At 57.5% G+C, this 14,034-nt stretch carries 11 protein-coding genes; all 11 read left to right on the top strand.

Annotated elements, in window-relative coordinates:
* The first annotated feature begins 1 nt into the window (after nucleotide 1).
* Nucleotides 2–1,318: a UDP-N-acetylmuramoyl-L-alanine--D-glutamate ligase gene (murD, locus tag ABLV64_RS19210; RefSeq protein WP_217325115.1), complete on the top strand. Its 1,317-nt coding sequence runs from the start codon at nucleotides 2–4 to the stop codon at nucleotides 1,316–1,318.
* On the top strand, nucleotides 1,318–2,592 hold the full coding sequence (ftsW, locus tag ABLV64_RS19205; protein WP_004204337.1) for a cell division protein FtsW: 1,275 nt from the start codon (nucleotides 1,318–1,320) through the stop codon (nucleotides 2,590–2,592). Before murD ends, ftsW begins: the two co-directional genes overlap by 1 nt.
* Nucleotides 2,589–3,659, top strand: a complete 1,071-nt coding sequence (murG, locus tag ABLV64_RS19200) for an undecaprenyldiphospho-muramoylpentapeptide beta-N-acetylglucosaminyltransferase (RefSeq protein ID WP_004204339.1) — start codon at nucleotides 2,589–2,591, stop codon at nucleotides 3,657–3,659. The genes ftsW and murG overlap by 4 nt, the downstream gene beginning before the upstream one ends.
* A 47-nt stretch (nucleotides 3,660–3,706) precedes the next feature.
* On the top strand, nucleotides 3,707–5,182 hold the full coding sequence (gene murC, locus ABLV64_RS19195; RefSeq protein WP_017901185.1) for a UDP-N-acetylmuramate--L-alanine ligase: 1,476 nt from the start codon (nucleotides 3,707–3,709) through the stop codon (nucleotides 5,180–5,182).
* The gene (locus ABLV64_RS19190; RefSeq protein ID WP_004204341.1) at nucleotides 5,175–6,095 is read left to right on the top strand and encodes a D-alanine--D-alanine ligase; all 921 of its coding nucleotides are present in this window, start codon (nucleotides 5,175–5,177) and stop codon (nucleotides 6,093–6,095) included. The genes murC and ABLV64_RS19190 overlap by 8 nt, the downstream gene beginning before the upstream one ends.
* A 1-nt stretch (nucleotide 6,096) precedes the next feature.
* Nucleotides 6,097–6,927, top strand: a complete 831-nt coding sequence (gene ftsQ, locus ABLV64_RS19185) for a cell division protein FtsQ (protein WP_004204342.1) — start codon at nucleotides 6,097–6,099, stop codon at nucleotides 6,925–6,927.
* The gene (ftsA, locus tag ABLV64_RS19180; protein ID WP_004204343.1) at nucleotides 6,924–8,186 is read left to right on the top strand and encodes a cell division protein FtsA; all 1,263 of its coding nucleotides are present in this window, start codon (nucleotides 6,924–6,926) and stop codon (nucleotides 8,184–8,186) included. The genes ftsQ and ftsA overlap by 4 nt, the downstream gene beginning before the upstream one ends.
* Before the next feature lie 62 nt (nucleotides 8,187–8,248).
* Nucleotides 8,249–9,400, top strand: a complete 1,152-nt coding sequence (ftsZ, locus tag ABLV64_RS19175; protein WP_002888628.1) for a cell division protein FtsZ — start codon at nucleotides 8,249–8,251, stop codon at nucleotides 9,398–9,400.
* A 100-nt stretch (nucleotides 9,401–9,500) separates the two neighbouring features.
* Nucleotides 9,501–10,418, top strand: a complete 918-nt coding sequence (gene lpxC / locus ABLV64_RS19170; RefSeq protein ID WP_002888632.1) for a UDP-3-O-acyl-N-acetylglucosamine deacetylase — start codon at nucleotides 9,501–9,503, stop codon at nucleotides 10,416–10,418.
* A gap of 323 nt (nucleotides 10,419–10,741) precedes the next feature.
* On the top strand, nucleotides 10,742–11,239 hold the full coding sequence (secM, locus tag ABLV64_RS19165) for a secA translation cis-regulator SecM (RefSeq protein ID WP_004204345.1): 498 nt from the start codon (nucleotides 10,742–10,744) through the stop codon (nucleotides 11,237–11,239).
* A gap of 62 nt (nucleotides 11,240–11,301) precedes the next feature.
* Complete coding sequence (gene secA / locus ABLV64_RS19160; protein WP_004204346.1) at nucleotides 11,302–14,007, top strand: preprotein translocase subunit SecA; 2,706 nt, start codon at nucleotides 11,302–11,304, stop codon at nucleotides 14,005–14,007.
* The last annotated feature ends 27 nt before the right edge of the window (nucleotides 14,008–14,034 follow it).

Raw genomic sequence — 14,034 nt, 5'->3', positions numbered from 1 at the left:
CATGGCAGATTATCAGGGTAAAAAAGTCGTCATTATTGGGCTGGGCATGACCGGCCTGTCATGCGTGGACTTTTTCATGGCGCGCGGCGTAACCCCGCGCGTGATGGACACCCGCGTCGCGCCTCCTGGGCTGGATAAATTGCCTGAATCAGTCGAATGCCATGTCGGCGGCCTCAATGATACCTGGCTGCTGGCGGCGGATCTGATTGTCGCCAGTCCTGGCATCGAGCTGGCCCATCCTTCGTTGAGTGCGGCGGCGGATGCTGGCGTAGAGATCGTTGGCGATATCGAACTGTTCTGCCGCGAAGCGCAGGCGCCGATCATCGCCATTACCGGCTCGAACGGCAAAAGCACCGTCACCACCCTGGTGGGCGAGATGGCGAAAGCGGCCGGGATTAACGTCGGCGTGGGCGGCAATATCGGCCTGCCGGCGCTGATGCTGCTGGATACCGATCGTGAGCTGTATGTCCTGGAGCTCTCCAGCTTCCAGCTGGAAACCACCTCCAGCCTGCAGGCGGTGGCGGCAACCATCCTCAACGTGACTGAGGACCATATGGACCGCTACCCGCTGGGGCTGCAGCAGTATCGCGCGGCGAAGCTGCGGATTTACGAGAATGCGAAGACCTGCGTGGTCAACGCGGACGATGCGCTCACCATGCCGGTACGCGGCGCGGACGATCGCTGCATCAGCTTTGGTATCGACGTCGGTGACTATCACCTTAACCGTCAGCAGGGCGAGACCTGGCTGCGCGTAAAAGGTGAGAAAGTCCTCAATGTGAAAGAGATGTCTATCACGGGTCAGCATAACTACAGCAACGCCCTGGCGGCGCTGGCGCTGGCCGATGCCGCGGGTCTGCCGCGTGCCAGCAGCCTGAAGGCGCTGACCACCTTTACCGGCCTGGCGCATCGCTTCCAGCTGGTGCTGGATCACAACGGCGTGCGCTGGATTAACGACTCGAAGGCAACCAACGTCGGCAGTACCGAGGCGGCGCTGAACGGCCTGCAGCTTGATGGCACGCTGTATCTGCTGCTGGGCGGCGACGGCAAGTCCGCTGATTTCACTCCGCTGAAGCGCTACCTTGGCGGCGATCGTATCCGTCTGTACTGCTTTGGTCGCGACGGCGCCGAGCTCGCCGAGCTGCGTCCTGAGGTGGCGGTACAAACTGAAACCATGGAGCAGGCGATGCGTCAGATAGCGCCCCTGGTGAAGGCGGGCGATATGGTTCTCCTGTCGCCAGCCTGCGCCAGCCTGGATCAGTTTAAGAACTTTGAACAACGGGGCGAGATGTTTGCCCGCCTGGCGAAGGAGTTAGGTTGATGCGTTTCTCTCTCCCACGCCTGAGAATGCCGCAGCTGAGCTTGCCTCGGTTGAGACTGCCGCGACTGCCGGGGATGTTTATCTTCGCCTGGCTGTTCGCCGCGCTGAAAGGATGGGTGATGGGCTCGCGCCCAAAAGATAACGACAGTCTGGTGATGTATGACCGGATGCTGCTGTGGCTGACCTTCGGCCTGGCGGCGATCGGCTTTATTATGGTGACCTCGGCGTCAATGCCGGTGGGGCAGCGCCTGGCGAACGATCCTTTCCTCTTCGCCAAACGTGACGGCTTGTACATTGTGCTGGCCTTTGTCCTCGCGCTGGTGACGCTGCGCCTGCCGATGGATTTCTGGCAGCGCCACAGTACCGCGATGCTGATCGCCTCGATCGTCATGCTGCTGATCGTGCTGGTGGTGGGTAGCTCGGTAAACGGCGCATCGCGCTGGATCGCCCTCGGTCCGCTGCGCATCCAGCCGGCGGAGTTCACCAAGCTGTCGCTGTTCTGCTACATCGCCAACTATCTGGTGCGCAAAGCCGACGAAGTGCGCAACAACCTGCGCGGCTTCTTAAAACCGATGGGCGTGATTTTCGTACTGGCCATCCTGCTGCTGGCGCAGCCTGACCTCGGTACGGTGGTGGTGCTGTTCGTCACCACGCTGGCGATGCTTTTCCTCGCCGGCGCCAAGCTGTGGCAGTTCATCGCTATTATCGGCATGGGCATCTCGGCGGTGGTCCTGTTGATCCTCGCCGAACCGTACCGTATTCGCCGCGTGACCTCCTTCTGGAACCCGTGGGAAGACCCGTTCGGCAGCGGCTATCAGCTGACCCAGTCGCTGATGGCCTTTGGCCGCGGCGAGATGTGGGGGCAGGGACTCGGCAACTCGGTGCAAAAACTGGAGTATTTGCCGGAAGCGCACACTGACTTTATCTTCGCCATCATCGGCGAAGAACTCGGTTATATCGGTGTGGTACTGGCGCTTTTAATGGTATTCTTCGTCGCTTTCCGCGCCATGTCGATTGGCCGAAAAGCGCTGGAGATCGATCATCGCTTCTCCGGCTTCCTCGCCTGTGCGATTGGTATCTGGTTTAGCTTCCAGGCGTTAGTTAACGTCGGGGCGGCGGCGGGGATGCTGCCGACGAAAGGTTTGACGCTGCCGCTGATCAGTTATGGTGGTTCCAGTCTGCTGATTATGTCGACGGCCATCATGTTGTTGTTGCGAATTGATTATGAAACGCGTCTGGAAAAAGCCCAGGCGTTTACACGGGGTGTTCGATGAGCGGTCAGGAAAAGCGGTTGATGGTGATGGCGGGCGGTACCGGCGGGCATGTGTTCCCGGGACTGGCGGTCGCACACTATCTAATGGACCAGGGCTGGCAGGTTCGCTGGCTGGGTACCGCCGATCGTATGGAAGCGGATTTAGTGCCGAAAAACGGCATCGAGATTGATTTTATCCGTATCTCCGGCCTGCGTGGCAAAGGGATTAAAGCACAGCTGCTGGCGCCGGTGCGGATCTTCAACGCCTGGCGTCAGGCGCGGGCGATCATGAAGCGTTTCCAGCCGGACGTGGTGCTGGGTATGGGCGGCTATGTGTCCGGGCCTGGCGGCCTGGCGGCGTGGTCGCTGGGGATCCCGGTGGTCCTCCACGAACAAAACGGCATTGCCGGCCTGACCAACAAATGGCTGGCGAAGATTGCGAAGAAAGTGATGCAGGCGTTTCCCGGCGCCTTTCCGCATGCGGACGTCGTCGGGAATCCGGTGCGCACCGATGTGCTGGCGCTGCCGCTGCCGGGGCAACGTCTGGTAGGCCGTCAGGGGCCGATTCGCGTGCTGGTGGTCGGTGGCTCTCAGGGCGCGCGCGTCCTGAACCAGACCATGCCGCAGGTGGCGGCGAAGCTCGGCGATACGGTGACCATCTGGCATCAGAGCGGTAAAGGCGGCCAGCAAACCGTACAGCAGGCCTATGCCGCCGCGGGGCAGTCGCAGCATAAAGTGACGGAATTTATTGATGATATGGCCGCGGCGTATGCCTGGGCAGATGTTGTGGTATGCCGTTCCGGCGCCCTGACGGTTAGCGAAATCGCGGCTGCGGGCTTACCGGCGCTGTTTGTACCGTTCCAGCATAAAGATCGTCAGCAGTACTGGAATGCGCTGCCGCTGGAAAAAGCCGGCGCGGCGAAAATTCTCGAACAGCCGGCGTTCACGGTTGAGGCGGTAGCCTCTACTCTGGCGAGCTGGGATCGGGAAACCTTGCTGGATATGGCGGAACGAGCGCGTGGCGCTTCGATTCCGGACGCTACCGAGCGGGTAGCAGAAGAGGTCAGCGCCGTAGCTTTGGCGCGCTAATTGCGGTGATTTTCACCGCCCGAATACAGAAGTTGATGGCGTAAAGAATGAATACACAAGATTTGGCAAAACTGCGTTCCATAGTGCCCGAGATGCGTCGCGTCCGGCACATTCACTTTGTCGGCATCGGCGGTGCCGGTATGGGCGGTATTGCCGAAGTGTTGGCTAACGAAGGTTATCAGATCAGCGGCTCCGACCTGGCGCCGAATCCGGTGACCCAGCAGCTGTCGCAGCTTGGCGCCACTATTTATTTCAACCATCGCCCGGAAAACGTGCGCGATGCCAGCGTGGTCGTAGTTTCCAGCGCGATTTCCGCCGATAACCCGGAAATCGTCGCCGCGCACGAGGCGCGTATCCCGGTGATCCGTCGTGCGGAAATGCTGGCGGAGCTGATGCGCTTCCGTCACGGGATCGCCATTGCCGGGACCCATGGCAAAACCACCACCACCGCGATGGTATCCAGTATTTACGCCGAAGCCGGGCTGGACCCGACTTTCGTCAACGGCGGGTTGGTGAAAGCGGCGGGCGTCCATGCGCGCCTCGGCCATAGCCGTTACCTGATTGCGGAAGCGGATGAGAGCGATGCATCGTTCCTGCACCTGCAGCCGATGGTGGCCATTGTTACCAACATCGAAGCCGACCACATGGACACCTACCATGGCGATTTCGAGAATCTGAAGCAGACCTTTATTAACTTCCTGCACAACCTGCCGTTCTATGGACGCGCGGTGATGTGTGTGGATGACCCGGTGATCCGGGAACTGCTGCCGCGCGTCGGCCGGCAGATCACCACCTACGGTTTTAGCGACGACGCCGACGTCCGCGTAGAAGACTACCGTCAGGTTGGAGCGCAGGGGCATTTCCGCCTGGTGCGTCAGGATAAAGAACTGCTGCAGGTGACGCTCAATGCCCCGGGACGCCATAACGCGCTGAACGCGGCGGCGGCGGTCGCCGTGGCGACGGAAGAGGGGATTGACGATCAGGCGATCCTGCGCGCGCTGGAAAGCTTCCAGGGTACCGGCCGTCGTTTCGACTTCCTTGGCGAATATCCGCTGACGGAAGTCAACGGCAAAGCGGGCAGCGCGATGCTGATCGATGACTATGGCCACCACCCGACGGAAGTCGACGCCACTATCAAAGCGGCGCGTGCCGGCTGGCCGGATAAAAATCTGGTCATGGTATTCCAGCCGCACCGTTATACCCGTACTCGCGATCTGTACGATGATTTCGCCAACGTGCTGACCCAGGTCGATGCGCTGCTGATGCTCGATGTCTACCCGGCAGGCGAAGCGCCGATCCCGGGTGCCGACAGCCGCTCGCTGTGCCGTACAATCCGTGGTCGCGGTAAAGTTGATCCGATTCTGGTGTCCGACCCGACGCAGGCCGCGGCGATGCTGGCGTCGGTGCTGACCGGCAACGATTTAGTGCTGGTGCAGGGGGCCGGAAACATTGGAAAAATCGCCCGTCACCTGGCTGAAATCAAACTGATCCCGCAAAAAACGGAGGAGGAGCGCCATGGCTGATAAAATCGCGGTGCTTTTCGGTGGAACCTCCGCTGAACGTGAAGTGTCGCTGAATTCAGGCGCCGCGGTGCTGGCCGGGCTGCGTGAAGCCGGGGTGGATGCCCATCCGGTTGACCCGCGCGATGTCGATATTACCCAGTTGAAAAAGCTGGGCTTTAAGAAAGCGTTTATTGCCCTCCACGGCCGCGGCGGGGAAGATGGCACGCTGCAGGGGCTGCTGGATCTGATCCAGCTGCCTTATACCGGCAGCGGCGTGATGGCTTCGGCGATTTCAATGGATAAACTGCGCAGCAAATGGCTGTGGCAGGGGGCCGGATTACCGGTCGCGCCGTGGGTGGCGCTGACCCGCGCCCAGTTTAGCGCCGGATTGTCTGCTGATGTCGAACAGCAGATTGCGGCGCTGGGTCTGCCGCTCATCATCAAGCCCAGCCGCGAAGGCTCCAGCGTTGGGATGTCGAAAGTCAGCGAAAGCTGTGATTTAGCGAGTGCACTGGCGTTGGCTTTTCAGCATGATGATGAAGTTTTAGTCGAAAAATGGCTCAGTGGGCCGGAATTTACCGTCGCCATCGTCGGTGAAGAAATTTTACCGTCAATACGTATCCAGACGGCTGGAACCTTCTATGATTATGAGGCGAAGTATCTCTCTGATGAGACGCAATATTTCTGCCCAGGATTGGAGGATCCAGCGCGTGAGTCAGCCATTCAAAGCCTGGTGCTTAAAGCCTGGAATGTTCTGGGTTGCAAAGGCTGGGGCCGTATTGACGTCATGCTGGACAGCGATGGCCAGTTTTATCTGCTGGAAGCGAATACTTCTCCGGGCATGACCAGCCATAGCCTTGTACCGATGGCGGCGCGTCAGGCAGGAATGAGCTTCTCCCAGCTTGTTGTACGAATTCTGGACCTGGCGGGGTGATATGTCGCAGGCTGCGCTGAATACGCGGAACCATGAAGAGGACGTTTCTTCTTCGCGTCGGAGTAATGGAACGCGGCTGGCAGGGATCGTTTTCCTGCTGGCGGTGCTGTTTACCGTGCTGGTCAGCGGGTGGATGGTTCTTGGCTGGATGGAAGACGCGCAGCGTTTACCGCTGTCGAAGATGGTGGTGACCGGCGAGCGTCACTATACGCGCAATGATGACATCCGCCAGGCGATCCTGGCGCTGGGTTCGCCGGGCACCTTTATGACTCAGGACGTGAACATCATTCAGAGTCAGATTGAACGTCTGCCGTGGATTAAGCAGGCGAGCGTCCGAAAGCAGTGGCCCGATGAATTGAAGATTCATCTGGTTGAATATGTGCCGATTGCGCGCTGGAATGATCAACATATGGTGGATGCAGAGGGAAATGCCTTCAGCGTGCCGGCGGATCGCACCAGCAAACAGAATTTACCGATGTTATACGGCCCGGAAGGCAGCGAGAACGAAGTGCTGCAAGGGTATCGTGACATGGGGCAGGTGCTGGCAAAGGATAAATTCACGTTGAAAGTGGCGGCGATGACCGCCCGTCGCTCCTGGCAGTTGACGCTTAATAATGACATTAAGCTCAACCTTGGTCGTGGCGACACCATGAAACGGCTTCAGCGCTTTATGGAACTCTACCCGGTTCTTCAGCAGCAGGCGCAGACCGACGGCAAACGGATTAGCTACGTTGATTTGCGTTATGACTCGGGTGCGGCAGTGGGCTGGGTACCTGCTCCCGCAGAGGAAACTAATCAACAACAGAATCAGGCACAGGCAGAACAACAATGATCAAGGCGACGGACAGAAAACTGGTAGTTGGACTGGAGATTGGCACCGCCAAGGTGGCCGCTTTAGTAGGGGAAGTTCTGCCCGACGGCATGATTAATATCATCGGCGTGGGCAGTTGCCCATCGCGTGGTATGGATAAAGGCGGTGTGAACGACCTCGAGTCGGTGGTGAAATGCGTACAGCGCGCCATCGACCAGGCCGAACTGATGGCGGATTGCCAGATTTCATCAGTTTATTTGGCTCTTTCGGGTAAACATATAAGCTGTCAGAATGAAATCGGGATGGTACCGATTTCGGAAGAAGAAGTGACGCTGGACGACGTCGAAAACGTGGTCCATACCGCGAAGTCGGTTCGCGTCCGCGATGAGCATCGCGTCCTGCACGTGATTCCGCAGGAATACGCCATTGACTACCAGGAAGGGATTAAAAACCCGGTTGGGCTGTCCGGCGTGCGCATGCAGGCGAAGGTGCATCTGATTACCTGCCATAACGATATGGCGAAAAACATTGTTAAAGCGGTGGAACGTTGTGGTCTGAAAGTTGACCAACTTATTTTCGCCGGTTTAGCGGCCAGTTATTCCGTATTAACAGAAGACGAACGTGAGCTGGGCGTCTGCGTGGTGGATATTGGCGGTGGTACAATGGATATCGCCGTCTATACCGGCGGCGCGCTGCGTCACACCAAAGTAATCCCGTACGCGGGCAACGTGGTGACCAGCGATATCGCCTATGCCTTCGGGACGCCGCCGAGCGACGCCGAAGCCATCAAGGTTCGTCACGGTTGCGCATTGGGTTCCATCGTCGGTAAAGACGAAAACGTCGAAGTACCGAGCGTAGGCGGACGGCCGCCGCGTAGCCTGCAACGTCAGACGCTGGCTGAGGTGATTGAACCGCGCTATACCGAACTGCTTAATCTGGTCAATGAAGAGATCCTGCAGCTGCAGGAACAGCTCCGCCAGCAGGGGGTGAAACACCATCTGGCGGCGGGGATTGTGTTAACCGGCGGCGCGGCGCAAATTGAAGGTCTGGCGGCCTGTGCGCAGCGCGTGTTCCATACCCAGGTGCGCATTGGCGCGCCGCTGAACATCACCGGTTTAACGGATTATGCCCAGGAGCCGTATTATTCGACGGCGGTGGGGCTGCTGCACTACGGAAAAGAGTCACATCTGAGTGGTGAAGCGGAAGTCGAAAAACGCGTGACGGCGTCGGTGGGCTCGTGGATTAAGCGACTCAACAGCTGGCTGCGAAAAGAGTTTTAATTTTTTAAGAGAACGCAGACAATTAGCGTTCTCAGGCGACAGGCACAAGACGGAGAGAAACTATGTTTGAACCTATGGAACTGACCAACGACGCGGTGATTAAAGTCATCGGCGTCGGTGGCGGCGGCGGTAATGCCGTTGAACACATGGTGCGCGAGCGCATTGAGGGTGTTGAATTCTTCGCGGTGAACACCGATGCGCAGGCGCTGCGTAAAACGGCTGTTGGCCAGACTATCCAGATCGGTAGCGGTATTACCAAAGGTCTGGGCGCTGGCGCGAACCCGGAAGTCGGCCGTAATGCGGCGGACGAAGACCGTGAAGCGCTGCGTGCTGCCCTTGATGGCGCAGACATGGTGTTCATCGCGGCAGGCATGGGCGGCGGTACCGGTACCGGCGCGGCGCCTGTTGTTGCCGAAGTGGCTAAGGATCTGGGGATCCTCACCGTTGCGGTGGTCACTAAGCCGTTTAATTTTGAAGGTAAGAAGCGCATGGCGTTTGCTGAGCAGGGGATCACCGAGCTGTCCAAGCACGTTGACTCACTGATTACCATCCCAAACGACAAGCTGCTGAAAGTACTTGGCCGCGGTATTTCTCTGCTTGACGCGTTCGGCGCGGCAAACGACGTCCTCAAAGGCGCGGTGCAGGGTATCGCTGAACTGATCACCCGTCCGGGTCTGATGAACGTTGACTTCGCGGACGTCCGTACCGTGATGTCTGAAATGGGCTACGCGATGATGGGCTCCGGCGTGGCGAGCGGTGAAGACCGTGCGGAAGAAGCGGCTGAAATGGCCATCTCTTCTCCGCTGCTGGAAGATATCGACCTGTCCGGTGCGCGCGGCGTGCTGGTTAACATCACCGCGGGCTTCGACCTGCGTCTGGATGAGTTCGAAACCGTGGGTAACACCATCCGCGCATTTGCCTCGGATAACGCCACCGTGGTTATCGGTACCTCTCTGGACCCGGATATGAACGACGAACTGCGCGTCACCGTAGTGGCGACCGGTATCGGCATGGACAAGCGTCCGGAAATTACCCTGGTGACCAACAAACAGGTTCAGCAGCCGGTGATGGATCGCTACCAGCAGCACGGTATGTCCCCGCTGACGCAAGAGCAGAAGCCGGCGGCAAAAGTGGTGAACGACAATACGCCGCAAACCGCGAAAGAGCCGGATTATCTGGATATCCCAGCCTTCCTGCGTAAGCAAGCCGATTAAGAATCGACTGGAAGTTGGGCATCTGCGCTCTTTGTGCTAAACTGGCCTCCCGATAGTGGTGTACACTTCGGTTGGATAGGTAAATTGGCGAGATTATACGATGATCAAACAAAGGACTCTTAAACGTATCGTTCAGGCGACTGGTGTCGGTTTGCATACCGGCAAGAAAGTCACACTGACGTTACGCCCTGCGCCGGCAAATACCGGGGTCATCTATCGTCGCACCGACTTGAATCCACCGGTAGATTTTCCGGCTGATGCCAAATCTGTGCGTGATACCATGCTCTGTACTTGCCTGGTTAATGAGCATGACGTGCGGATTTCTACGGTTGAACACCTGAACGCCGCATTGGCTGGCCTGGGTATCGACAACATTATTGTTGAAGTCGATGCACCGGAAATCCCGATTATGGACGGCAGTGCGGCTCCGTTCGTTTATCTGTTGCTGGACGCCGGCATCGATGAACTGAACTGCGCCAAGAAATTTGTACGTATCAAAGAGACGGTTCGCGTCGAAGATGGCGACAAATGGGCTGAATTCAAACCGTACAATGGTTTTTCGCTGGACTTCACCATCGATTTTAACCATCCGGCGATTGATGCCAGCACCCAGCGCTATACGCTGAACTTCTCGGCCGATGCGTTCATGCGTCAGATTAGCCGTGCGCGTACCTTCGGTTTCATGCGCGATATCGAATATCTGCAGTCCCGTGGCCTGTGCCTGGGCGGCAGCTTCGATTGTGCCATCGTTGTTGACGATTATCGCGTACTGAACGAAGACGGTCTGCGCTTTGAAGACGAATTTGTTCGCCACAAAATGCTGGATGCGATCGGTGACCTGTTTATGTGTGGTCACAACATTATCGGCGCATTCACGGCGTACAAATCGGGTCACGCGTTGAACAACAAACTGCTGCAGGCTGTTCTGGCAAAACAGGAAGCCTGGGAGTATGTGACCTTCGAAGACGACGCAAAATTGCCAATGGCGTTCCGCGCACCGTCGATGGTTCTGGCGTAAGCCTGACCATTCAGTAAATTCGACTGGTAACCTGGTACTCTCTCCGACCAGGGAACCAGTCGTTTTTCTTTTATAGCCTCTTCCCGTTATTTTTCGCTGCGATCGCTGGGTAATAATTAGCGCGCGTTCGCTGCTTTATTAAGCGTTTTCCCCGGGCAACGGCCTTCATTCATGCTGCCTCAGCGCGCTATTAATGTTAGTATTTGAGCGCAAAATTATTTCTCCGGGTTGCTTTACCCCGTGGACATCAGGTTGTCCTGCGAAAAACGTCAATAAAGAGACAGCCTGAACGACGACGGGTATACCAAAGAAAGGTAATGAACGTGAGTGGATTGCTGACGCGCTGGCGACAGTTTGGCAGACGGTATTTTTGGCCGCATCTCCTGTTGGGGATGGTCGCGGCCAGCCTCGGCCTGCCTGCGCTAAGCAACGGCCATGAGACCGCGACGCCAGCAAAGGCGACCGCCAGCAACCACAACCCGAGTAAAGTTAATTTCTCCCAGCTGGCGCTGCTGGAGACGAATCGCCGGCCCAACTTTACCGTCGACTACTGGCATCAGCATGCCATTCGCACCGTTATTCGTCATCTCTCTTTCGCCATGGCGCCGCAGGCGTTGCCGGTGGCGGAAGAAGCGTCTCCGCTGCAGGCGCAGCATCTGGCGCTGCTCGACACGCTCAGCGCGCTGCTGACGCAGGACAGTACGCCGCCGGTAGTGATCCGCCAGGCGGTGTATATCCCTTCCTCATATTCTGCCTTCCGCGTCAGCGCCTGGATAAGCCAGGTGGCGGGGATCCGCGCAGGGCCTCAACGTCTCAGCTGAAAATAACCACGGACCATCCTATTTTTTGTGACTCCGCACCGCGGGGCGTTTGAGATTTTATTATGCTTATTAAAATGTTAACTAAGGTTTTCGGCAGCCGTAACGACCGTACGCTGCGTCGTATGCGCAAAGTCGTCAATATCATCAACGGTATGGAACCGGCGATGGAAAAACTCTCTGATGACGAGCTGAAAGCGAAAACCGCTGAATTCCGCGCGCGCCTGGAAAAAGGCGAAGTGCTGGAAAACCTGATCCCTGAAGCGTTCGCCGTCGTTCGCGAAGCCAGTAAGCGTGTGTTCGGCATGCGCCACTTCGACGTCCAGCTGCTGGGCGGTATGGTGCTTAACGATCGCTGCATCGCCGAGATGCGTACCGGTGAAGGTAAAACCCTGACCGCGACCCTGCCGGCCTACCTCAATGCGCTGACCGGCAAAGGCGTTCACGTGGTGACCGTCAACGACTATCTGGCGCAGCGTGACGCCGAAAATAACCGCCCGCTGTTTGAATTCCTCGGCATGACGGTTGGCATCAACATGTCCGGCCTGCCGGCGCCGGCGAAGCGTGAAGCCTACGCTGCCGATATCACCTATGGCACCAACAACGAATACGGCTTCGACTACCTGCGCGACAACATGGCCTTCAGCCCGGAAGAGCGCGTTCAGCGTAAACTGCACTATGCGCTGGTGGATGAGGTGGACTCCATCCTGATCGATGAGGCGCGTACGCCGCTGATCATTTCCGGCCCGGCGGAAGACAGCTCTGAAATGTACCGTAAGGTCAACAAGATCATTCCGCACCTGATCCGTCAGGAAAAAGAAGATTCGGACACCTTCACCGGCGAAGGCCACTTCTCGGTGGATGAAAAAGCGCGTCAGGTTAACCTGACCGAACGTGGTCTGGTGCTGATTGAAGAGCTGCTGGTACAGGAAGGCATTATGGATGAAGGTGAGTCCCTGTACTCCCCGACCAACATTATGCTGATGCACCACGTCACCGCCGCGCTGCGCGCCCATGCGCTGTTCACCCGCGACGTTGACTACATTGTTAAAGATGGCGAAGTTATCATCGTCGATGAGCACACTGGTCGTACAATGCAGGGCCGCCGCTGGTCCGATGGTCTGCACCAGGCCGTTGAGGCCAAAGAGGGCGTGGAGATCCAGAACGAGAACCAGACCCTGGCCTCTATCACCTTCCAGAACTATTTCCGTCTGTATGAGAAACTGGCGGGGATGACCGGTACCGCCGATACTGAAGCCTTTGAATTCAGCTCTATCTATAAGCTGGATACCGTGGTCGTGCCGACCAACCGTCCGATGATCCGTAAAGACATGGCGGATCTGGTCTATATGACCGAAGCGGAAAAAATTCAGGCGATTATCGAAGATATCAAAACCCGTACCGCAGCCGGTCAGCCGGTGTTGGTGGGGACAATCTCGATCGAGAAATCGGAAGTGGTTTCCCGTGAGCTGACCAAAGCCGGCATTAAGCACAACGTTCTGAACGCCAAGTTCCATGCCAGCGAAGCGGATATCGTCGCTCAGGCAGGCTATCCTTCCGCGGTGACCATCGCTACCAACATGGCGGGCCGTGGTACCGATATTATGCTCGGCGGTAGCTGGCAGGCGGAAGTCGCGGCGCTGGAAAATCCAACGCCTGAGCAGATTGAAAAAATCAAAGCCGACTGGCAGGTGCGCCACGATGCGGTACTGGCCGCAGGCGGCCTGCACATTATCGGTACCGAGCGTCATGAATCACGCCGTATCGATAACCAGCTGCGCGGCCGTGCCGGTCGTCAGGGGGATGCCGGTTCTTCCCGCTTCTACCTGTCGATGGAAGATGCCCTGATGCGTATCTTCGCCTCCGATCGCGTTTCCGGCATGATGCGTAAACTGGGGATGAAACCTGGCGAAGCTATTGAGCACCCGTGGGTCACCAAGGCTATCGCCAACGCGCAGCGTAAAGTCGAGAGCCGTAACTTCGATATTCGTAAGCAGTTGCTGGAATATGATGATGTGGCCAACGACCAGCGCCGGGCGATTTACACCCAGCGTAACGAACTGCTGGACGTGTCTGATGTCAGCGAAACCATCAACAGCATCCGCGAAGACGTGTTTAAGGCGACTATCGATGCCCATATTCCGCCGCAGTCGCTAGAGGAGATGTGGGATATCGAAGGCCTGCAGGAGCGTCTGAAAAACGACTTCGACCTCGACCTGCCAATCAAAGAGTGGCTGGATAAAGAGCCGGAGCTGCATGAAGAGACCCTGCGCGAACGTATTCTGCAGAGCGCGGTAGAGACCTACCAGCGTAAAGAAGAAGTGGTCGGCGCTGAAATGATGCGCCACTTCGAGAAAGGCGTGATGCTCCAGACTCTGGATTCACTGTGGAAAGAACATCTGGCGGCGATGGACTACCTGCGCCAGGGTATCCACCTGCGCGGCTATGCGCAGAAAGATCCGAAGCAGGAGTACAAGCGCGAATCGTTCTCTATGTTTGCCGCGATGCTGGAGTCACTGAAGTATGAAGTGATCAGCACCCTGAGCAAAGTGCAGGTGCGGATGCCGGAAGAAGTCGAGGCGATGGAGCAGCAACGTCGTGAAGAGGCCGAGCGCCTGGCGCAGATGCAGCAGCTCAGCCATCAGAGCGATGATGAAGCCGCTGCACAGGATCTGGCGGCACAAACCGGCGAACGTAAAGTGGGGCGTAACGATCCTTGCCCGTGCGGTTCCGGTAAAAAATACAAACAGTGCCATGGCCGTCTGAGCTAAGGGCTGATAAAAAAACAAAGGCGCAGA

The sequence above is a fragment of the Klebsiella sp. JB_Kp031 genome (assembly GCF_040064295.1).
GTDB classification, from domain to species: domain Bacteria; phylum Pseudomonadota; class Gammaproteobacteria; order Enterobacterales; family Enterobacteriaceae; genus Klebsiella; species Klebsiella quasipneumoniae.
Note: the sequence above shows the minus strand (reverse complement) of the source record. Positions and strands in the feature narration are given on the sequence as shown.

Coding starts and splice junctions, on each gene's coding strand:
- murD (WP_217325115.1), top strand. CDS start 2: ATGGCAGATTATCAGGGTAAAAAAGTCGTCATTATTGGGCTGGGCATG.
- ftsW (WP_004204337.1), top strand. CDS start 1,318: ATGCGTTTCTCTCTCCCACGCCTGAGAATGCCGCAGCTGAGCTTGCCT.
- murG (WP_004204339.1), top strand. CDS start 2,589: ATGAGCGGTCAGGAAAAGCGGTTGATGGTGATGGCGGGCGGTACCGGC.
- murC (WP_017901185.1), top strand. CDS start 3,707: ATGAATACACAAGATTTGGCAAAACTGCGTTCCATAGTGCCCGAGATG.
- ABLV64_RS19190 (WP_004204341.1), top strand. CDS start 5,175: ATGGCTGATAAAATCGCGGTGCTTTTCGGTGGAACCTCCGCTGAACGT.
- ftsQ (WP_004204342.1), top strand. CDS start 6,097: ATGTCGCAGGCTGCGCTGAATACGCGGAACCATGAAGAGGACGTTTCT.
- ftsA (WP_004204343.1), top strand. CDS start 6,924: ATGATCAAGGCGACGGACAGAAAACTGGTAGTTGGACTGGAGATTGGC.
- ftsZ (WP_002888628.1), top strand. CDS start 8,249: ATGTTTGAACCTATGGAACTGACCAACGACGCGGTGATTAAAGTCATC.
- lpxC (WP_002888632.1), top strand. CDS start 9,501: ATGATCAAACAAAGGACTCTTAAACGTATCGTTCAGGCGACTGGTGTC.
- secA (WP_004204346.1), top strand. CDS start 11,302: ATGCTTATTAAAATGTTAACTAAGGTTTTCGGCAGCCGTAACGACCGT.